This window comes from Pseudonocardia kunmingensis (assembly GCF_006716445.1).
GTDB classification, from domain to species: domain Bacteria; phylum Actinomycetota; class Actinomycetes; order Mycobacteriales; family Pseudonocardiaceae; genus Pseudonocardia; species Pseudonocardia kunmingensis.
The window spans coordinates 44,218-64,067 of record NZ_VFPA01000001.1 but is presented as its reverse complement, the minus strand read 5'-3'; the positions used below and the strand labels follow the sequence as shown (position 1 = coordinate 64,067).

General features: G+C 70.7%; 17 protein-coding genes. 9 read left to right on the top strand and 8 right to left on the bottom strand.

What is annotated here, in order from left to right:
- Window positions 1-26 precede the first annotated feature (26 nt).
- Together FB558_RS00280 and FB558_RS00275 are read right to left on the bottom strand one after the other, a co-directional pair.
- A complete protein-coding gene (locus FB558_RS00280; RefSeq protein WP_142047009.1) occupies window positions 27-713 on the bottom strand; it encodes a FadR/GntR family transcriptional regulator in 687 nt (228 codons plus the stop codon).
- Between the two features lie 17 nt (window positions 714-730).
- Window positions 731-1,900: a mandelate racemase/muconate lactonizing enzyme family protein gene (locus FB558_RS00275; RefSeq protein WP_142047007.1), complete on the bottom strand. Its 1,170-nt coding sequence runs from the start codon at window positions 1,898-1,900 to the stop codon at window positions 731-733.
- A gap of 148 nt (window positions 1,901-2,048) precedes the next feature.
- Here FB558_RS00275 and FB558_RS00270 point away from each other — a divergent pair, with 148 nt between their 5' ends.
- The 9 genes from FB558_RS00270 to FB558_RS00230 all read left to right on the top strand — a co-directional run bounded on the left by FB558_RS00270 (window position 2,049) and on the right by FB558_RS00230 (window position 12,007).
- A complete protein-coding gene (locus tag FB558_RS00270) occupies window positions 2,049-3,443 on the top strand; it encodes a GntP family permease (protein ID WP_170231128.1) in 1,395 nt (464 codons plus the stop codon).
- 380 nt (window positions 3,444-3,823) lie between these two features.
- Window positions 3,824-4,525, top strand: a complete 702-nt coding sequence (locus tag FB558_RS00265) for a cysteine hydrolase family protein (RefSeq protein ID WP_142047003.1) — start codon at window positions 3,824-3,826, stop codon at window positions 4,523-4,525.
- Window positions 4,526-4,611: 86 nt separating this feature from the next.
- Window positions 4,612-5,136, top strand: coding sequence for a type 1 glutamine amidotransferase domain-containing protein (locus FB558_RS00260; protein ID WP_142047001.1), 525 nt, complete (start codon window positions 4,612-4,614; stop codon window positions 5,134-5,136).
- Between the two features lie 39 nt (window positions 5,137-5,175).
- Window positions 5,176-5,817 carry a gluconate 2-dehydrogenase subunit 3 family protein gene (locus FB558_RS00255; protein WP_142046999.1) on the top strand — a complete coding sequence of 214 codons (642 nt, stop codon included), beginning with the start codon at window positions 5,176-5,178 and terminating at the stop codon, window positions 5,815-5,817.
- 43 nt (window positions 5,818-5,860) lie between these two features.
- Entirely contained in the window at window positions 5,861-7,522 is a 1,662-nt protein-coding gene (locus FB558_RS00250) for a GMC family oxidoreductase (protein ID WP_142046997.1), read from the top strand.
- A 108-nt stretch (window positions 7,523-7,630) separates the two neighbouring features.
- Window positions 7,631-9,298, top strand: coding sequence for a GMC family oxidoreductase (locus FB558_RS00245; RefSeq protein ID WP_142046995.1), 1,668 nt, complete (start codon window positions 7,631-7,633; stop codon window positions 9,296-9,298).
- Between the two features lie 28 nt (window positions 9,299-9,326).
- The gene (locus FB558_RS00240; RefSeq protein WP_142046994.1) at window positions 9,327-10,025 is read left to right on the top strand and encodes a gluconate 2-dehydrogenase subunit 3 family protein; all 699 of its coding nucleotides are present in this window, start codon (window positions 9,327-9,329) and stop codon (window positions 10,023-10,025) included.
- Window positions 10,022-10,915 carry an SMP-30/gluconolactonase/LRE family protein gene (locus tag FB558_RS00235; protein ID WP_142046993.1) on the top strand — a complete coding sequence of 298 codons (894 nt, stop codon included), beginning with the start codon at window positions 10,022-10,024 and terminating at the stop codon, window positions 10,913-10,915. The genes FB558_RS00240 and FB558_RS00235 overlap by 4 nt, the downstream gene beginning before the upstream one ends.
- Before the next feature lie 342 nt (window positions 10,916-11,257).
- A complete protein-coding gene (locus FB558_RS00230) occupies window positions 11,258-12,007 on the top strand; it encodes a FadR/GntR family transcriptional regulator (protein ID WP_142046992.1) in 750 nt (249 codons plus the stop codon).
- 276 nt (window positions 12,008-12,283) lie between these two features.
- On the opposite strand, the gene FB558_RS00225 is transcribed toward FB558_RS00230, so the two are convergent.
- The 6 genes from FB558_RS00225 to FB558_RS00200 form a co-directional block, all read right to left on the bottom strand.
- Window positions 12,284-13,366: a Gfo/Idh/MocA family protein gene (locus FB558_RS00225; RefSeq protein WP_211365906.1), complete on the bottom strand. Its 1,083-nt coding sequence runs from the start codon at window positions 13,364-13,366 to the stop codon at window positions 12,284-12,286.
- Window positions 13,363-14,304: an aldo/keto reductase gene (locus FB558_RS00220; protein WP_142046990.1), complete on the bottom strand. Its 942-nt coding sequence runs from the start codon at window positions 14,302-14,304 to the stop codon at window positions 13,363-13,365. Before FB558_RS00220 ends, FB558_RS00225 begins: the two co-directional genes overlap by 4 nt.
- 27 nt (window positions 14,305-14,331) lie before the next feature.
- A complete protein-coding gene (locus tag FB558_RS00215; protein ID WP_211365904.1) occupies window positions 14,332-15,354 on the bottom strand; it encodes a LacI family DNA-binding transcriptional regulator in 1,023 nt (340 codons plus the stop codon).
- A gap of 46 nt (window positions 15,355-15,400) precedes the next feature.
- On the bottom strand, window positions 15,401-16,489 hold the full coding sequence (locus FB558_RS00210; protein WP_142046989.1) for an ABC transporter permease: 1,089 nt from the start codon (window positions 16,487-16,489) through the stop codon (window positions 15,401-15,403).
- Window positions 16,490-16,552: 63 nt separating this feature from the next.
- Window positions 16,553-18,085, bottom strand: coding sequence for a sugar ABC transporter ATP-binding protein (locus FB558_RS00205; RefSeq protein ID WP_211365902.1), 1,533 nt, complete (start codon window positions 18,083-18,085; stop codon window positions 16,553-16,555).
- A complete protein-coding gene (locus tag FB558_RS00200) occupies window positions 18,075-19,850 on the bottom strand; it encodes a GMC family oxidoreductase (RefSeq protein WP_142046985.1) in 1,776 nt (591 codons plus the stop codon). The genes FB558_RS00205 and FB558_RS00200 overlap by 11 nt, the downstream gene beginning before the upstream one ends.

Below are 19,850 nucleotides of genomic sequence, written 5' to 3'. Positions count from 1 at the left end.
GTGCTCAGCGAGGTTCGGCGCTCGGTTCACCCTCCGAGGCGGTGCAGCTCGCGCTGCACGGTCACCACGTGTGCGCGTGCAAGATCTCCGGCCTGCGTGGGGTCGCGGTCGAGGATCGCCTCCGCGATACCGTGGTGGTCACTGTGCGCACGCTCGCGTCGCCCTGGCATGCCTACGACTCGTAGGGAGTACTCCCGGAACTGTGACTGGATCAAATCCCACAGGTGCAGCAGCAGCGGGTTCTCCGCAGCCGCCGCGATCTGGCGGTGGAAGCGGGCGTCGAGCGCGACGAACTCGTCGTGGTCGACGCCGGGGTGCTCGGCGGCCTCGAGCACGGCCAGCAGTGCCGACCGGTCGGCGTCGGAGTACCGCTGTGCGGCCAGCTCGGCCGTCTTGCCCTCGATCGCGACGCGGGTCTCGAAGAGATCGCGCATCGTGTACCCGTCGCGCAGGGCCTGGTCGACGGGGTCGGGGCGTGGGCGGTCGTTGACGACGAAGGTCCCGACGCCCTGGGTGCTGCGCAGGTACCCCGCTGCCTGCAGCGTGCGGACCGCCTCCCGCATCGAGCTGCGGCCGACCCCGAACTGGCTCGCAAGCAGGTCACCGGAGGGCAGCTTCGAACCGACCCGGTAGCTACCGGAAAGGATCAGGGTGGTCAGCTGCTGGGCGACCGTGTCGGCGAGCTTGCTGCGCGGGCCCCTGTTCTCCGTCATCGTGATCTCCCGCGGACTCAGGCCGTACGGTAGCGCTCCAGCTGGTCGAGATCGATCTCGATCCCCAGCCCCGCCCCGGTGGGGACGTCCAGGTGGCCGTCCCGGAGCCGGAAGGGCTCGACCAGCAGCTCGTCCCGCAGCGGGTTGGGGGTGCGGTCGAACTCGATGACCGGCTCGTTCTGCAGCGGGATCGGGCGCAGGGTGTAGGGGGAGAGCGGGAGAACGCTGCACATCTGCAGGGCGGCCGCGAGCGCCACCGCCGAGCCCCACACGTGCGGCACGGTGCGGGCGCCGTGCGTCGAGGCGAGCGTGGCGATGCGCTGGGTCTCGGTGAAGCCACCGCAGACGCACAGGTCGGGCTGGACGATGTCCACGCGCGCCTGCTCGATGAAGTCGCGGAAGCCGTACCGCGTGAACTCGGCCTCGCCACCGGAGATCGGGACGTCCACCGCGGAGCGCACCCGCGAGTACCCGGCGCGGTCCTCCGGGACCACGGGCTCCTCGAAGCAGGCGAACCCGTGTTCGTCGAGCACCCGACCCACCCGTATCGCGGTCGCGGCGTTGTAGGCGTGGTTGGCATCGGCGAGCAGGACGACGTCGTCGCCCACAGCCTCGCGGACCGTACGGATGCGCGCCGCGTCCTGCGCGATCGGGAGCAGACCGATCTTCATCTTCAGCATGTCGAACCCGTCTGCGACGTGGCCGATGACGGCCTCGGCCAGGCCCGGCAGGTCACGGTCGGCGCGGAACTCGGGGTCGGTGTAGTACCCGCTCGTGCCGTAGGCCTTGACCCGCTCGCGGAACCGGCCGCCGAGGAGGGTCGAGACCGGGGCGCCGAGGGTCCGACCCAGGAGGTCCCACAGGGCGATGTCGATCGCGCTGATCGCCTCCACATAGGTGCCCTTCTGCCCGAAGTCGCGGGTGCGGGCGTAGAGGGTCTCGGCGACGACGGCGGGCATGGCCTCGGGCATCGCGAGAACCTGCGGGGCGAGCACCTCGTCGATGCAGGCCTTCACCGGTTCGGCTGGGCCGTACTGGCCGCCCTCACCCCACCCGACGACCCCGTCGGTGGAGGTGACCCGCACCAGCATGCTGGTGCGCTCCGGGAACGCGGCCTGCGACGAGTAGAACCGCCGCGCTCCCAGCGGCACCCGCAGCACGAACGTGTCGATGCACTCGATCTTCATCGGTCCTCCTAGTCTTCAGAAGACTATAGCAGCTGGCCAGCGTGTTGACGATGCGTCTCTACGGCTCCTAGTGTCATTCATCTGAAGAGTTCGCATGTGCCCCTGCGTTGCCCGGGTGCATCCGTCGAGATCGAGAGGACGGGGGTCGATGACGACCTGGTTGATCGTCGTGTACCTCGTGGTGTTCGTGGGGATCGCGCTGCTGATCGTGCGTGTGAAGATCAACCCATTGTTCGCCCTGCTGCTGGGGGCCATCGGGCTCGGGCTTGCGACCGGAGTGTCCCCGGCGGGCCTGGTCGATGGTCTCAACGAGGGCTTCGGCCAGCTGATGGCCGAGGTCGGCCTGCTGATCACCCTCGGGGTGATCATGGGAATGCTCATGTCGAGCTACGGAGCCGTCGAACGGATCGTCGAGTCGATCCTGTCTCTGTTCGGCCGGCGCGGGTCGCCGTACGCCTTCGGGATCACGCTCTCGGCCGTCACCCCATCGATCTACTACGACGTGCTGCTGGTCGTCGTCGCGCCGATCGCCCGACGCGTCGCCTTGCTAGCCGGCCGCCCCGTCGCGGCACTGGCAGGTCCGGTCGCACTCGGGCTCGCCGCGGGGAACGCGCTCGTCATCCCGGGCTCGGCCATGCTGGCCTACCTCGGGCAGCTGTCGCTGAACCCCGGCGACCTCCTCCTCCCGGGCTTCGCCCTGGCGATCCCCTGCGCGGTCCTCACCGTCTGGCTGTACGTCCTGGCCATCGAACGGCTCGGCTGGTGGTCGCCGGAGCGCGACGAGGAGCCGGCTGCAGCCGCCGGCGGGACCGCCTCCGCGACTGCCGCCACCCCCGACCGGGAGGTCAGCGGGGCAGGATCGACCGCCGCGACTACCACGGAGGTCCGCCAACGAGAGCTCCCCTCGCTGTTCGTCGCGATCGCCCCACTGCTGGTGGTGCTGATCCTCGTCGTCGCGGGGATCGTCCTGCCGAACCTGGGCGTGACCTCGCCCGTCCTGGACCTGCTCGGTGCGCCGGTGATCGCGCTGCTCGCGGGCGCACTCGCCGCTCTGGCCATCGCGGTGCGGCGCAAGGGTCTCGACGGGCAGGCCAGGATCGTCGAGGAGGCACTGGAGACCGTCGGAACGATCCTGGCGGTCACAGCGGTCGCCGGCTCGCTCGGCGTGGTGATCGCCGCGACCGGCATCGAGGACGTCCTGTCCGGCCTGTTCGAGGCGAACCCGGCGATCCCCCTGCTCGTGATCTGGCTGGTCGCCGCGATCATGCGGGCCGCGATCGGCGGTCATACCGTCGCCGGCCTGACGGCGATCGGCATCATCGGACCGGTCGTCACCGACCTCGGCCTCAGCCCTGCGCTCGTCATCCTCGCGGCCGGCGCGGGCGGCTGCTTCGGCGGACAGTTCAGCGACAACGCGTTCTGGATGTTCCGCAGCCTGTTCGGGCTCTCCACCCGCGGCACGCTCAAGACCTACACCCTGGCCCAGTCGATGCTGTCCGTGATCGCACTCCTGCTGGTCATCGCGGCGGACGTAGTGGTCTGAACGAGGACGACCGCGAGCGACGGCGGGGCCACGTCGACCAACACCCTCTCGGCGGTCGGGCTCTCCATCCCCTGTAGTACCAGGAGTGCAGCGAACCGCGCGCCGGGCCGCGGCCGACCCATGCGGTCCACGTGGCCTGCTCGGCACTGGTGCGGTGAGGGGTGGGACCGTCACCATCGGCGCGCGACCGTCTCGAACGGACTATTGACACGACCTCGACGTCCCAGGTTAGTGTTCAGACCACCAGGTCACCTGAGAAGCCGCTGGAACCGGATGGGCCAAGGCCAGAGGATCTGACACGACAGCCGGTGCCGATTCCGGCTCCGCGCCGGCCCGGGGCCCCCGGAAGCCGTCACCAACATCACCGCGAAGGAGCAGCGATGTCCTCGCTCGACTACACCTACAAGCACATCGACGACTACATCGACCGCTCGAGGATGGTCGCGTCGACCATCGACATCGAGAAGACGATGTTGCTGGTCCTGGACATGCAGAAGGCGTGCGCGGAGCCGAGCGGCGCGATGTACATCCCGAGTGTCGGCGGTGCCCCCGAGGGCAAGGACGTCATCCAGCCCGTCGTCAACGTGCTGGAGGCCTGCCGGGCCAAGGGCATCCCGGTCGTCTGGTCGTTGTGGGGCTTGCGCCCCGACGGCAAGGACGCCGGGTACGCCGACGTCAAGTGGGGCCTCGAGGGCCAGCTGGCGACGTTCCCCGGAAGCTGGGGCAACGGCGGCGACGAGCTGGTCGACGAGCTCGAGCCGCTGCCCGACGAGCCGGTCATCCGCAAGCACCGCTTCAGCTCGTTCTACGGCAGCGCGCTGACCGAGTACATGCGCAGGGCGGGCTGCGACACCCTCGTAGTCGCCGGCCTCTCCACCGGCAACTGCCAGCTGGCCACCGCCATCGACGGGGCCAACCAGGACTTCAAGATGATCGTTCTTGCCGACACCACCGCGGCCATCCCGTCGGGCAAGGACGACCCGCTGGGCTACGGCCAGCACTGGGAGGCGCTGCGCCAGATCCAGGCCAACCACGGCGACGTCCGCACCAGCATCGAGTTCCTGGAGATGATCGGCGCCTGAGCGCGTCCCGGGGCCCCGCGCGCCCGTGCGGGGCCGTCGTTCCCCTCTCCCGCTCACCACGCCCGACGAAGAAGAAGGAGTTCCCGATGTCGCTCTCCGGCAAGCGAGTCGCCCTGCTGATCGAGGACGAGTACCAGATCCTCGAGGGCTGGTACCCCTACCTGCGCCTGCAGGAGGCCGGCGCCGATGTCAAGGTCGTCGGTAGCGGCACGAAGAGCAGCTACGACAGCAAGGAGCACTACCCGATGGAGGCGGACGCCTCCGCCGCCGAGGTGTCGGCTGCCGACTTCGACGCCGTGGTCATCCCCGGCGGGTTCGCGCCGGACAACATGCGCCTGCACCCCGAGATGGTCGACCTGGTCCGGGAGGCGTACGAGTCCGGCAAGCTCGTCGCCGCCATCTGCCATGGCGGCTGGATGCTCGCCTCGGCCGGCGCCACCAAGGGCCGCAAGATCACCGGCTACCTGCCGATCAAGGTCGACGTCGAGAACGCCGGCGGCACGTGGGTCGACCAGCCGGTCGTCGAGGACGGCAATGTCATCACCTCGCGCACGCCGGTCGACCTGCCCGACTTCGGCCGAGCGATCGTCAACTACCTCGAGCGCGCCTGACCCAGCGGGTCTGACGACGTCCCGCAGAGGAGAGGGAACGTGACTGATCTGAACTTGACCTCCCGCGACGAGCGCCCCCCGCTGGGCGGCTGGCTGCCGGGGGTCCGGCTGACGGAGCTGCAGACCGCGGTCCTGAACGCCGCGGCGGACGAACTCGTCCCGGGCGGCGACGGTTTCCCGGCACCGAGCGAGGTCGACGTGGTCTCGTTCATCGCCCGGTACGTGGCCCCGGCGGGTGTGGAGCCCAGATGGTTCCCGTTCTTCGGCGAGGACGACCTGCGTGCCCGGCTCGACGTGTTGGACCGGACATTCGCCGACGCCAACTCGGCGGAGCGGGTGACGGTCCTGGAAGGACTCGAGCGTGAGGACCCGGAGTTCTTCACACGCCTGCGGAACGTCGTCTACCACGCGTACTACTCTCGGCCCGAGGTCATCCGGGCCATGAACCGGCTCCTGCCCGCCGCCAAGGACTACCGCAACTCGCCGCAGCCCTACGGCTACTCCGACGTCATGGACGACTGGGACGACGAGCTGCTGGGTCGGGTGCGCGGCACCTACACCCGCACCGAGGATGTCCGGCGGACCGAGATCCCTGCCGACCTCCCACACAGCGACCGCGCCGTCCAGGCGCAGGTGCCGCTCGAGACCGTCGACCCGCTGCCCGCCCACTCGACCGGATGAGTTGGGCGGGCACCGCATCCAGGAAGCAGGAGATCGAAAGCTGATGGCGGCGTACACCGAGACCGACGTCCTGGTGATCGGGGCGGGTGCGAGCGGCGGCGCGATGAGCAAGCGGCTCAGCGACGGCGGGCTCACGGTCGTCTGCCTCGAGCAGGGCGACTGGATCCACGCGATGGACCACCCGCACACGTACGACGGGTGGGAGATCGAGCGCCAGCGGAGCTGGTCGTTCGAACCGAACGTCCGCCAGCTCCCGGAGGACTACCCGACCACCGGAAACACGACCCCCTACATCTACACCGGTGTTGGCGGCTCCACCCTGCACTACGCCGGAGCGTGGCCGCGGTTCAAGCCGGTGGACTTCCGCAAGGGCACCGAGCACGGGGTCGAGGGGACGATCGACTGGCCGATCTCCTACGAGGAGCTCGAGCCGTTCTACGCGATCAACGACGCCGAGATCGGCGTCGCGCGGCGCACCGGCGACCCGGGCAACCCGCGGCGTCCCGAGGGTTGGGGCCCGGCGAGCCGCGGAGGCAAGGTCGGGCACAAGATGGCGACCGGGTTCGACAAGCTCGGCTGGCACTGGTGGCCCGCGGACAACGCGATCCTCACCCGCGCCAGGGACGCGCGGCTGGCCTGCAACGACTGCGGCTTCTGCCTGGCCGGCTGCCCGCGGCACTCCATCGCCTCCACCGACGTGTCGTACTGGCCGAAGGCCCTGCGCAACGGCGTCGACCTGCGCGTGAACGCCCGCGTCGAGCAGATCCACGCGAAGGACGGACGCGCGACCGGGGCGACGTACATCGACCGCGTCACCGGGCAGCGGCACGAGGTGCGGGCCGGGGTCGTGGTCGTTGCCGCGAACTCCATCGGCACACCGCGGCTGCTGCTGATGTCGGCGCAGAAGGGCCACCCCGACGGGCTGGCCAACTCCAACGGCCTGGTCGGTACGCACTTGATGTTCCACAGCTGGTCCTTCGTGGACTTCTGGTTCGACGAGCCGCTCGAGGGCTTCAAGGGCCCGGAGCCTGCGGTGCTCTACAGCCAGGAGTTCTACGACACCGACCCGTCGCGGGGTTTCCTCAACGGCTTCTCGCTGCAGGTCGGCACGGCCCTCGGCGCCGCCACCAGCGCACTGGGCACCAACACCGGCAACATCGCGCCCTGGGGGACCGGACACCGCACGTTCTTCAACGAGCACTTCGGGCGGCACGCGCTGATCTACGTGCAGGGTGAGGACCTCCCGGTGCGCACCAACCGCGTCACGCTCGACCCCGAGGTGAAGGACTCCAGCGGCCTGCCGGCACCGCACGTCCACTACGAGCTGCACGAGAACGACCGCCGGCTCGTGCAGTGGGGGGTCGAGCGCGCCCAGGAGGCGGCCGAGGCGGCCGGCGCCGTGATCGACACGGCGACCACGGGGATCGGCGGGATCGACGGACCGCCGCCCGGCTGGCACATCATGGGCACCTGCCGGATGGGCAACACCCCCGAGGACTCGGTCACCAACAAGTGGAACCAGACCTGGGACCTGCCCAACCTGTTCATCGCCGACGCGAGCTCCCTCACCACGGGCGCCGCGGTGAACCCCACCAGCACGCTGCAGGCCGTCGCGGTCCGATGCGCCGAGTACATCAAGCGCCGTCACCGCGACATCGCCGCGCAGACGAAGACGCCCACCAACGCCGAAGCGCCCGACCTGTAACCCGCGTCCCACCTCCACCCGACCCACCCCGCCGAGGGAGCTCTCCCTCGGGTTCCGGGGCATGCCGTCGCGCCTCGGCACTGCTGCCCGCGCGGAGAGGAGAGCATCGTGCGTCACGCCAAGAAGCCCGAGCCGGTCGACGCGATCGTCGTGGGACTCGGCGCCACCGGGGCCACCGCGGCCAAGGTGCTCAGCGAGTCCGGCCTCAAGGTCGTCGGCTTCGACCGCGGCCCGTGGCTGTCGGCCGAGGACCACTACTCCGGTGACGAGCTCAAGTTCGTCAATCGCAACTACCTCTGGCCCGACCCGAACCTGTTCCCGCGCACGCTGCGCCACGACGAGACCTCGGTCGCCGAGCGCTTCCCGTTCTCGCCCACTCCGCAGCTCGTCGGCGGCGGCACCAACCACTGGGCCGGTTGGGTGCCGCGGCCGCGCGAGTCGGACTTCGTGGTCCGCAGCCTGCACGGTGACATCGAGGGCGCGAGCCTGGCCGACTGGCCGATCCGCTACGAGCACCTCGAGCCCTACCTCACCAAGGTGGAGTGGGAGTTCGGCATCTCCGGCATCGCCGGCGCCGACAAGTACGAGCCGTTCCGCAGCAAGGGCTACCCCAGCGAACCCCTGCGCCCGACGCGGTTCGGCAAGCGCTTCTACGAGGCCTGCAACAAGATGGGGATCAACGGCTTCCCCATCCCGCACGCGATGGTGACGAACAACCACAAGGGCCGCGACCCGTTCAACACCACCAGCTTCTGGAACCAGTACGGCGACCCGAGCACCGCGCGGTCGAACACGCTGACCACGTTCATCCCCGAGGCGGTCGCCACCGGCAACTTCGAACTGCGCAGCGAGTCGTTCGTCCGCGAGATCACCGTCGGTGCGGACGGCCGGGCTACCGGCGTGATCTACATCGACCCGGACGGCAACGAGGTCGCCCAGGAGGCCGCCGTCGTCGTCCTCGGCCTCGGTGCCATCGAGTCCGCCCGCCTCATGCTGATGTCGACCTCCCCGCAGCACCCCGACGGCCTGGGAAACTCGAGTGGCATGGTCGGCAAGAACGCCACCTTCCACGAGTACGTGTCCGCGGTCGGGCTGTTCGACCAGGAGATCGACGACCCGCTCTACGGCTGGGTCGGCAACTACATCAGCGGCGGCACGTTCGAGTTCTACGAGACCGACGAGAACCGCGGACACATCGGGGGCTGCCTGATCTCGGCGTCGCAGACCTGCCACCCGATCAACTGGGTCTTCCCGGGCCGACCGCAGTGGGGGCAGTCCCTCAAGGACGCCGACCGCAGCTACTTCAACTTCGCGATGAAGATCGGCGCGATCCTGCACGACATGCCGGTCGAGTCCAACCGCGTCGACCTCGACCCGACGGTGAAGGACGCCTGGGGTCTGCCGGTCGCCCGGATCACGCACAAGCCGCACTCCAACGACGTCGCCATGAGCAAGTGGCAGGTCGACAAGAACGCGGAGATCCTGCAGGTCGCGGGCGCGCGCAAGACCATCCCGGTCTACCTGGACCGCATGACCGGCAACACCTGTCACCAGCACGGGACTGCGCGCATGGGCACCGACCCGTCGAAGACGGTGCTCAACGAGTGGTGCCAGTCGCACGACGTGGACAACCTCTTCGTCGTCGACGGCTCCTGCTTCCCGACCTCGACCGGCGTCAACCCGACGCTGACCATGATGGCCAACGCCTGGCGCGTCTCCGAGTACATCGCGGACGTCCGGTCCAAGGGCCGCGACGAGCGCATCACGGTCGCCTGACAGTTCCGAGAAAGGAAAGGAGGACGTCGTGACCCTGAAGGCCGACTGGGAGATCGTCGGTTCCCCGATCGACCCCGACTCCGACGAGCGCCTGTTCTTCACCCAGCACGAGTGGGACACGATCGAGGCGGCCGCCGCCCGCATCGTCCCCAGCGACCACGACCCGGGCGCCCGCGAGGCACGCGTGGTGGTGTTCATCGACCGCTACCTGTCGGGCATCGACTACATCTTCGCCGCCGCCGACGGCAGTGGCTTCCTCAAACTGACCGGGAAGTTCGCCGACGCCTGGCGGGCGCGCATGTACGACATGCAGCGGACCTACCGCGAGGGCATCACGGCGCTCGACGCCGTAGCCCAGGAGCAGTTCTCGAAGCCCTTCACGGACCTCGCGGAGGCGGAGCAGGACCTCGTGCTGGAGGCCTACTCCGGCGCGCCGAAGCCCAGCCCGGTGACCCTCGGTGCGAGCCTGGCGGTCGGGACGTTCCTGCAGGGCACGTTCGACCAGGGGCTGCCGTTCTTCGAGGCGCTGTGCCTGCACGTCCGGCAGGGCTTCTACTGCGACCCCGTCTACGGCGGCAACAAGGACCGGATGGGCTGGAAGGTCATCGGCTTCCCGGGACCGGAGTCGCTCAAGCACACGATGGACGGCACGTACAGCACGTCGCAGTACTTCGTCGAGTCCTACGACTGGGCCGACCTCGTCCCCCATCTGAGAGCCGGTCGATGACGACCGAGGTCGTCTCCGCCGTCGAGGTCCGGGACCCCCGGCTGCACGACGTCGTGGCGGACGAGCCGCTGCGACGCGTGGTCTCGGGGTTCCGGTTCCTCGAGGGTCCGGTGTGGCACCCAGGGGAACGGTCGCTGGTGTTCAGTGACATCCTCGCCGCCCGGCTTTCGACGCTGTCCGCCGACGGCGAGGTGTCGGTGTTCCGCGACCCCAGCCACATGGCGAACGGGAACGCCTACGACCGGCAGGGCCGGCTGCTCACCTGCGAGCACGCGACCAGCCGACTGGTCCGGCAGGAGGCCGACGGATCACTGGAGACGCTGGCGGACCGCTACCGGGGCCGGGAGCTGAACAGCCCGAACGACGTGGTCGTCGCCCGAGACGGGACGATCTACTTCACCGACCCGACCTATGGCCGCGGCGCCTCCTACGGCGTGCCGCGGGCGCGGGAGCTGCCGTTCTGCGGGGTCTACCGACTCGGGGAACGCGGTCTGGAACTGCTCACCGACGACGTCGAGGGGCCCAACGGGCTGTGCCTGTCCCTCGACGAGCGGTACCTGTTCGTCGCCGACACCGAGCGGATGCACATCCGCCGGTTCGAACTCACCGAGAGCGGCGTCGTCGGCGGCGAGATCTGGGCGCGGACCACGGGCACCGGACCCGGCGTGCCGGACGGGCTGAAGATCGACAGCGCCGGGAACCTGTTCAGCTGCGGACCGGGCGGGATCCACGTCTTCGACCCCGCGGGCGCGCCGCTCGGCGTCATCGGGGTCCCGGAGGTCACCGCGAACTTCACCTGGGGCGACGACGACCTGTGCACGCTCTACATCTGCGCCAGCACCACGCTCTACCGGTTCCGGACGCGGGTCCCCGGGCTCCCGGCGTTCTGAGAGGGAAGAGATGACCCTGTCCGCGGCCCAGGAGCGAACGGTCGGACGCCTCGGCAGCGCCCGGACCGTGCCGGTCCTGCGCGCGTCCGATGCCGAGGCCGGGCACGCGGCCGCGTTACTCCCGGTCGCGGCGGGACTCGATGTCCTCGAGCTCAGCGCGACCGTCCCGAGCCGGCCGGTCCTCGTTGCGGCTGTGAAGGCCGCGGGGGTTGCGGCGCGCCAGTCCCTGCCGGACAGTCGGGTGCGGAAAACTAGTCGTCAGACCACCGGACCACACCTGGCGTCCAGGCGGTGGGCGGACGCCGGACTGGCGACGTCGGCGACAGGGGAGGGGGAGGCCGGATGAGCAGCGCGATCCGGGGCGGGATCGAGCCCGTCCGCAGACTGAAGGTGGCAGACTCCGTCGCCGAGCAGCTCGAGCGGATGATCAGCCGGGGGGACTTCAAGCCGGGAGACAAGCTGCCGCCGGAGCGGGTGCTCGCCGACCAGTTCGGTGTGGGGCGCAGCTCCATGCGCGAGGCCATCCGGGTCGTCGAGGTGAACGGGCTGCTGCGCAGCGATCACGGGGTCGGAGTGTTCGTGGTCAGCAACTCCCGGCGCACGTCCGACCTGTCCCAGCTGCTCGTGCTCGACGAGTTCACCGTCCCGGAGCTGTTCGAGGTCCGGATCACGCTCGAGCGGGACTCCGCGGGTCTCGCCGCCAAACGCATCACCGCGGACGAGGCAGCGGAACTCCAGGGCATCATCTCCGGGATGGCGGATCCCGACCTGAGTGACGAGGCGTTCGTCTCCCTCGACGCCGATCTCCACCGGGCGATCGCGCAGGCGACGAAGAACCGGCTGCTCATCAAGCTGCACTCGACCATCGAGCCGCTGTTCGTCGACTACTCCCACAAGGTGATCACGCTGCCAGGGCGCCGCGAGCACGCTCACGCCGGGCACTGCGCAATCGTCGACGCAGTCGTCGGGCGACGGGTCCGCGACGCCCGCACAGCCGCCGTGCGGCACATCCGCGACGTCGAGCGCGACATCATCGCCCACCTCGGCCAGTCGGGGGGCGAGAACGGCCAGGATCTGTCCGCCGGCCGCTGACCCTCGGAGGCGACGTCGCTGCGCAGGCGGTGCGCACGGGACGACGTCGCGGAGGAGCGGCAGCACTCTCGTCGGCCGGACGACCCCGGCGGCGGGTTGAGCGTTCCACCGGGGCGAGCGCGACACTCTCCCGCCCGACGGCTCGCCGAGGCCGTCGACGCCAGGCGTGTTCGCAGCGTCGCCCCGGCAGGCACGTGGCTGCGGGGCCCCGCATCCGGCGCCCTCGCCACCGGTGCGTCACAGTCCCGTCCCTGACCCGCGTTCAGCGCTGCGGGATCAGGCGGCCCAGGATTCCCGGGAGGTGCGCACCGTCGCACCCGTGCGGGCTGACTCCTCGATCGCCAGGCTGATCAGGTGGTCCTGGCAGGCGTGCGCCAACGGGTACGGGGGCTCGCCGGTGCCGCGGCACCAGGCGCCCATCCGGTCGACGATGGTTGCCACCGAGATGTCGTCCTCGGCCAGCCGCGCTCCTTGGTAGGGGTTGCGGTAGACCACGCGGCCGTCGGCGCTGATGTGATCGAGGTCGAAGCCCTCGAGGTTCAGGTCGATCCCGGTCTGGCGGCGCACCAGGTGGGACTCCACCGCGGTCACCGGGTCGGCCAGGCGTACGAAGCGGTCGTCCACGAGCTCGCCGTGGGTGCCGCGCACGACGATCCGGTTCGCGCGCAGCGGGTTGAACCACTGGTTGTCGGTGAAGTCGTAGAGGCCGGAGCGCCCGTCGCCGAAGTCGAGTACCGCGAGCGTGGTCTGCGCCGTCTTCGCCTCGTCGCCGCCCGACCAGCCGCCGCGGTCGAGTGGGTCGGCGAGCGGTGCGGTGAGGCCGCGTGCGGTCACCTCGGCGTCGGCGAACCCGGCGTCGAGCATCAGCCGGATCATCGACACCGCGTGGTAGAGGTGCGTGGAGGAGACCTGCACGGAGGTCACCCGTCCGATCGCGCCGCTGCGCAGCACGGCCCAGCGGGCGGCGTGCGCGGGCATCATCAGGTACTGCTCGGCGACCTGGACGAGCCCGCTGTCGCCGACGCGCGACCACAGGTCACGCAGGCCGGCGAGATCCGGCGCGGGCGGGGTCTCGCTCAGCACCGGCACGCCCTGCTCGACCAGCTCCACGGTGACCGCGGGCGCGGCCGCCCACGGCACCGAGACGATCACGAAGTCCGGCCGGTCCGCGGCCACGAGGTCGGCGGTGGTGCGAAACGTCGGCACGCCCCACTCCGCCTCCACCTCTGCACCGCGCTCCGCGGTGCGGGTGACGACCCCGGTCGCGGTGAACCGGTCGGGCATCAGCCGGGCCAGGCGCAGGAAGAAACCGGTGCGCCAGCCGCTGCCGACGATCCCGTACCGAACGGGGGCGCTCACAGCCCGACACCTGCCCGGCCGGGGGCCGCGAGCGCGAGGAGCTCCTCCCACAGCGTGTCCGGGATCGACCACCCCGCGAGCTGTAGCGTCTTCTCGACGCGGCCGGGCTCGGACATCCCCACGATCGTCGAGGCGACGCGGCTGTCGCGGGTCGAGAACTGCAGTGCCGCGGCGGCCAGCGGCACGTCGTGGGCCCGGCACGCGCGCTCCATGGCCCGCACCCGCTCGATCGTCTCCGCGCTCGCGGGGCGGTAGCAGTACTGCGGCACGGCGTCCGGCCCGCGGACGAGCATGCCGCCGCCGTAGGGCGCGGCGTTGACGAACGCGACCCCGCGCGCGGCGGCGTCCTCGATCAGCGGCTCCGCAGAGGAGTCGACGAGCGTGTACCGGTTGTGGCTGATCACGGCCTCGAAGACGTCGAGAGCGAGGTAGTCGATCATGAGATCGATGGGCCCGCCGGCCACGCCGATGTGCTCGATCACGCCCTCGTCGCGCAGTGCGACCAGCGCCTCGACCGCCCCGCCCGGGCCCGTCGCCTCCGCGAAGGTGATGCGCTCCGGGTCGTGCAGGTACACCAGCTGCAGGCGGTCCAGGCCCAGCCGCTCGAGGCTCTCCCGCACCGACGCCCGCACGCGCTCGCCCGAGAAGTCGTCGCTGCCCGGCAGCGGGTCGACCTTGGTCGCCACCACGAAGCCCTCCGGGAGGCCCCCGGCCTCCCGGATCGCCCTGCCGATGCGGACCTCGGCCTGCCCGTCGCCGTAGTTGTTCGAGGTGTCGAGGAAGTTGATCGGCCCCTCGAAGACCCGGCGCACGGTGGCGACGGCCTGATCGGCACTCACCTCGTAGCCGTACTGCGAGGGGAAGTTGCCCAGCGGGCTGGTGCCGTGGCAGAGGGGAGTGACGGACAGCCCGGTCTTGCCGAGGGGCTGGGTCTGCATGGGGGTCCTTCCGATGGGGTGCGTGGGTCAGTGCCTGGGCGGCGCGCTGCTGGCGCGCACGACGAGCTCGGGGGGCACCCGGGGTTGCGGCTGCAACGGCCGGCTCTGGATGAGCTCGACGAGCCGCTCGACGCAGCGGCGCCCGACCGCCGCGAAGTCCAGGCGGACGGTGGTGAGGGCGGGCCGGTAGTAGGCGGCCTCCGGGGTGTCGTCGAAACCGACGACGCTGATGTCGCCGGGCACGTCGCGGCCGGCCTCGCCGAGCGCCTGGAGCACGCCGAGGGCCATCTGGTCGTTGGCGACGTAGACCGCGGTGACGTCGGGGTCAGCGGCGATGCGCGCGCCCGCGGCGTGACCGGAGGCCGCGCTCCAGTCGCCCTCGTAGGTCGGATGGGCGACGCGACCCCAGCTCGCGAGCTCGTCGCGCCAGCCGCGGATGCGGGCCTCGGTGCCCAGCCAGCCGGGCGGGCCGCTGACGTGCCGCACGGTACGGTGGCCCAGCTCGAGCAGGTGCCGGGTCGCCAGCCGCGCACCGAGCGACTCGTCGATCGCCACCATCGTGGTGCCGTTGTCCAGGTCGGGCTCGAACATGACGAGCGGGACGTCGGTCGTTAACCCCTCGACGGCGGTCGCAGCGGCGGTGACGGGGGCCAGGACCACGATGCCGTCGACGGAGTCGTCGACGAGCTGGTCGATCGCGGTCTGCATGCCGGCCCGGTCGGCGTTCACGGGGTTGAGCAGCCGCGTCGCGTACCCCGCCTGGCGCGCGGTCTCGGCGATGCTGAGCAGCATCACCGTCGGCCCGTACTGGAACGTGCCCGCGGCGATCACGCCGATGTTCATCGTCCGCCTGCGCGCCAGCGCCCGGGCCACGGTGTTGGGCTTGTAACCCAGCTGCTTCATCGCCGCCTGGACACGGGCGCGCACGTCCGGGCTGACCTGCGGGTTGTCGTTGATCACCCGGGAGACGCTCTGGTGGGACACGCCGGCGAGCCGGGCGACGTCGCGCATCACCGGTTGCCGGGCGCGGTCCGTGTTGCGGGACGGCATGTGGTTCCCCCTCTGATCGCGCGGACGGATGCGGGCGCGGCGGCCGTCATCCTCCCGCCAGGCGTCGGCGCCGGCCCCGCACTCCCGCGAAGGCGGCCGAGATCCGGTCGACGCCGCCCGCACTGGACAGGAACACCGCGATGACGATCACCAGTCCCTTGATCACGAGCTGCGGCTCCGACGAGATCCCGATCAGGTTCATGATGTTCGTGATGATCGAGATGATGAAGCACCCGATCACGGCGCCGACCGGGTTGCCCTTCCCGCCGAACAGCGACGCCCCGCCGACGACCACGGCCGCGATGGCGTCCAGCTCGTAGCCCTGGCCGATCAGGGAACTGCCCTGCAGCAGCTGCGCGGCGGCGAGCAGTCCGGCCAGCCCGGCGAGCAGGCCCGACAGCCCGTAGGTGAGCAGCAGGTCCCGGTTCACCGGCAGGCCGGACAGGCGTGCGGCCTCCCGGTTGCCGCCGACGGCGTAGAGGCGGCGCCCGAAGGTCGTGTAGCGGGCGGCGTAGGCGGCCACCAGGGTCACCAGGATGAAGATCAGCACCGGGTTCGGGATCCCCACGAGCGCTCCGTCGGAGAACCAGGTGACGAACGTCGGATCGGTGATCTGGATCAGGCTCGTGGACTGGATGATGTAGCTGATCCCCTGCACCATCGACAGCGTCGCGAGCGTGGCGATGAACGGCGCGATCCGCAGCCCCACCACGAGCACCCCGTTGAGCAGCCCGACCAGGGCACAGGCCGCCAGGGTGAGCAGCACCGCGACGCCCGCCGGGTACCCCTGCTGGAGCAGCAGCGCGGAGACGACGGTGGACAGCGCGACCACGGACCCGACCGACAGGTCGATACCGCCCGTGAGCACGACGAAGAACTGTCCGACGGCCAGCACGGCGACGATCGTCGAGAACGTGACGACGTTGGTCGCGTTGCGGGCCGTGAGGAAGTCCGGTGACGCGATGAAGCCCGCCACGACGATCGCCAGCAGGACCAGCAGCAGGTAGCTCTGCGGGAGCGCGTGTCGCAGGGCGGCCCACGGGCCCCGCCGCTCGGGCCTGGTCCGGTCTCCCGGTGGTCGCGCTGTCGTCCCTGGGGCCGTCGTGTCCGGACTCGTCGTGCCGTGATCAACCATCTCGCACCTCTGCGTGCGCCATGGGCGCGGTCGTCGTGCTGCGGGGAAGGAGTGGGGGAGGGGTCAGCCGAAACGCTGGATGATCGCCTCGCCGTGGGGGTCGATCTCGTCGTGGTCGAGCTCCGCGACGATCCGGCCGCCCGCCATGACCAGCACGCGGTCGCACATCATCGCCTCGGAGAGCTCCGAGCTGGCGACGATCACGGTGCCGCCGTCGCGGGCGAAGTCGCGCAGGAGCTCGTACATGTCCTCCTTGGCGCCGACGTCGACGCCGCGGGTGGGCTCGTCGCAGATCAGGATGCGGGCCGAGCGCACCAGCCAGCGGGCCAGGATCGCCTTCTGCTGGGTGCCGCCGCTGAGGGTCTTCATCGGTTGCCCGACACCGGCGATCTTCATGTCGAGCCGCTCGGCGAGCTGCTGCGCGGCGGCGTTCTCCCGGCGGTCGCTGCGGACCGACAGCCTGCTGAACATCGGCAGGCTGGCCAGGGTGATGTTGCCGGCCACGCTCATCTCCGGGATGAACCCGTGCGCCTTGCGATCCTGGGGCAGCAGCCCGATCCCGGCTCTGATCGCCTCTCGCGGCGAGGCGAGCGCGACCGGGCGCCCGTCGAGCGCGATCGTGCCGCCGTCCCGCGCGCGTGCGCCGGCTAGCACGGCGGCCAGCTCGGACTGCCCGCTGCCCACCAGGCCGGCGATCCCCAGCACCTCACCCTCGTGCAGGTCGAAGGAGATGTCGCGCAGCTTCTGGTCCGCGGCGACGTCGCGGACCGACATCAGCACGGTGCCGGTGTGCCCGGGACCCAGCCGCGGGCTGCGCTCGCCGGAGAGCGCGGCCTCGGCGAGCGACCCCGCGAGGCTCTTGCCGACCATCGCGGAGACCACCTCGGCCGGCGCGCTGTCGGCGGTGGCGAACGTCCGGGCCAGTGCGCCGTCCCGCAGGACGGACACGGCGTCGCACAGCTCGTACAGCTCCTCCATCCGGTGGGAGATGTAGAGCATCGTCATGCCCTGCCCGGCGAGGTCCTTCAGCACGCGGAAGAGCCGCTGGACGTCGGGCGGGGGCAGCGCCGAGGTCGGCTCGTCGAGCAGCAGCACCCGGGCGTCCTTGTGCAGGGCCTTCGCCAGCTCGACGCCCTGCTGCTCGGCGACGCTGTAGTTGCCCACCGGCTCGCGCACGTCGAGGGCGAACCCGACGCGGTCGAGCGCCTCGGCGGCCCGGCGGCGCATCGTCGGCCAGTCGATGCCGGGGAAGGCCGTGCGCGGCAGCTGCCCGAGCAGGATGTTCTCCGCCACCGACAGCTGCGGTACCAGGCTGAGCTCCTGGTAGATGGTCTGGATCCCGGCGGCCTGCGCGTCCTGCGGGGAGCGCAGGCGCACGACGTCGCCGCCGACGCTGATCGTGCCGCTGTCCGGCGACTCCGCGCCCGAGAGGATCTTCACCAGGGTGGACTTGCCGGCGCCGTTCTGCCCGGCGAGCGCGTGGATGCTGCCCCGGGCGACGGCCAGGTCCACCCCCTTCAGCGCCTGGACGCCGAGGTAGCCCTTGGTGACGCCGCTGACCTGCAGCTCCGGCGGTCGCCCGCCCTCAGCCGACACGGCCCGCACCGGCGGTCGAGCGGTCGTCGAGGAACCGGTCGGCGGGAACGGGGCTGGTGAGCAACGGCCGGTCCAGCATGTGGTCCACCGTGAGGTAGGCCAGCGCCCAGATCGTCTCGGTCGGGTTGTAGCCGTGGTAGCTGGGGAACTGCCCGCCGCCGATGACGAAGAGGTTCTCGCACTCGTGCGAGCGGCCGAAGACGTCGACGACGGAGGTGGCGGGGTCCTCGCCCATCCGGTGCGTGCCCACCTCGTGCGTCGACAGGTGGTAGGCGGGCTTCGTCGTCTCCTCCCACCACGTCGTCAGGCCCATCTCCTGGGCGATCAGCCGCTTCTTGGTGAGCAGGAACTCGACCATGCGCTCGTCGTGCTCGCTCCAGCCGTGGGTCATCCGCAGCGCGGGCTGGCCCCACGGGTCCGTGCGGTGCGGGTCGAGGTCGACGTAGGTCTCGGTGGTGGGGATGTTCGCCGTCTGGGAGTACATCGACCAGACGTGGTTGTAGTTGTCGCGCATCCAGTCGCGGAAACCGGCACCCCAGCGCGGCGCCGTGGCCGGCATGCCGTGCACGATCTCGATCGGCTGGTAGTCCCCGGGCCAGCTGATGATCGGGGCGCCCCACAGCACTGACGGGTCGTACTCGTGCACGAGCTCGCCGCTGAAGTCCTCGATCGAGGTCGAGGCCACCAGCGTGCCCATGTACGGGTTGGACGGCTCCTTCGTCAGGCCCATGAAGAAGCCGAACGCGTGGGTCATCAGGTGCTTGCCGACCTGGCCGTTGCGGTTGATGCCCGACGCGAGCAGCAGCCGGGCGTTCTCGAGGGCGTAGCAGGCCAGCACCACGCGGTCGGCCTCGACGTCGACGGAGCGGCCGTCGGCGTCGATGTAGGAGACCCCGGTGACGCGGGATCCGTCGGCGGAGCGGTTCAGCCGGTACACGCGGCAGAAGTCGCGGATCTCCAGGTTCCCGCTCGCGACCCCGGCCGGCAGCGACGCCACGTGGGTGGAGGTCTTCGCGTCGACGTGGCACGGGTAGCCGTGGCAGAACCCGCAGTAGGTGCAGCCCGACCGGCCCTTGAACGGCTCGGACGCGATCGCCGCCGCCGTCCGGAACGGGTGGTAACCCAGCCGCGTGCAGGCGTCGGCGAACTCGACGTCCGCGGTGCCCTGGCGCAGCGGGGGCATCGGGTAGTCGCGGGCCCGCGGGGCCTCCCACGGGTTCTCGTCGAGCTCAGGGCGGTCCACGACGTTGCTGCCCCGCCCCGAGATCCCCAGCTCCCACTCGACCTTGTCGTAGTAGGGCTCCAGGTCGGCGTAGCTCAGCGGCCAGTCGACCAGCGTGTGGTTCTCCGGGAGCGCGTCGGGGCCGAGGCGCTCGGTGATCGTGCTGCGCATCCGGAACTCGGACTCCCGGAACCGCCAGCAGGCGCCACCCCAGTGGATCGACCCGCCGCCGGTGCCCAGCGACGGCGGGAGGTGCAGCGGGTTGGCGGTGCCGAGCGGCCCGTCGGCCCAGGGGGCCAGCGTGCCGTCCCCGTCGGTGCTGTTCTCCCGCCAGGTCAGCGGGTCGGTCTTCATCGACGGGACCAGGGCGCCGCGGGCGTAGTAGCGGATCTCGTCCTGCTTGAGGCGGAAGTCCTCGGTGGAGTGGCGCGGGCCCTTGTCCAGACAGAGCACGCGCACGCCCTGCTGCGCCAGCTCGGAGGCCACGATCGCGCCGGACGCCCCGGCGCCGACGACGATCACGTCGTGCTTCTTCGCAGGCAT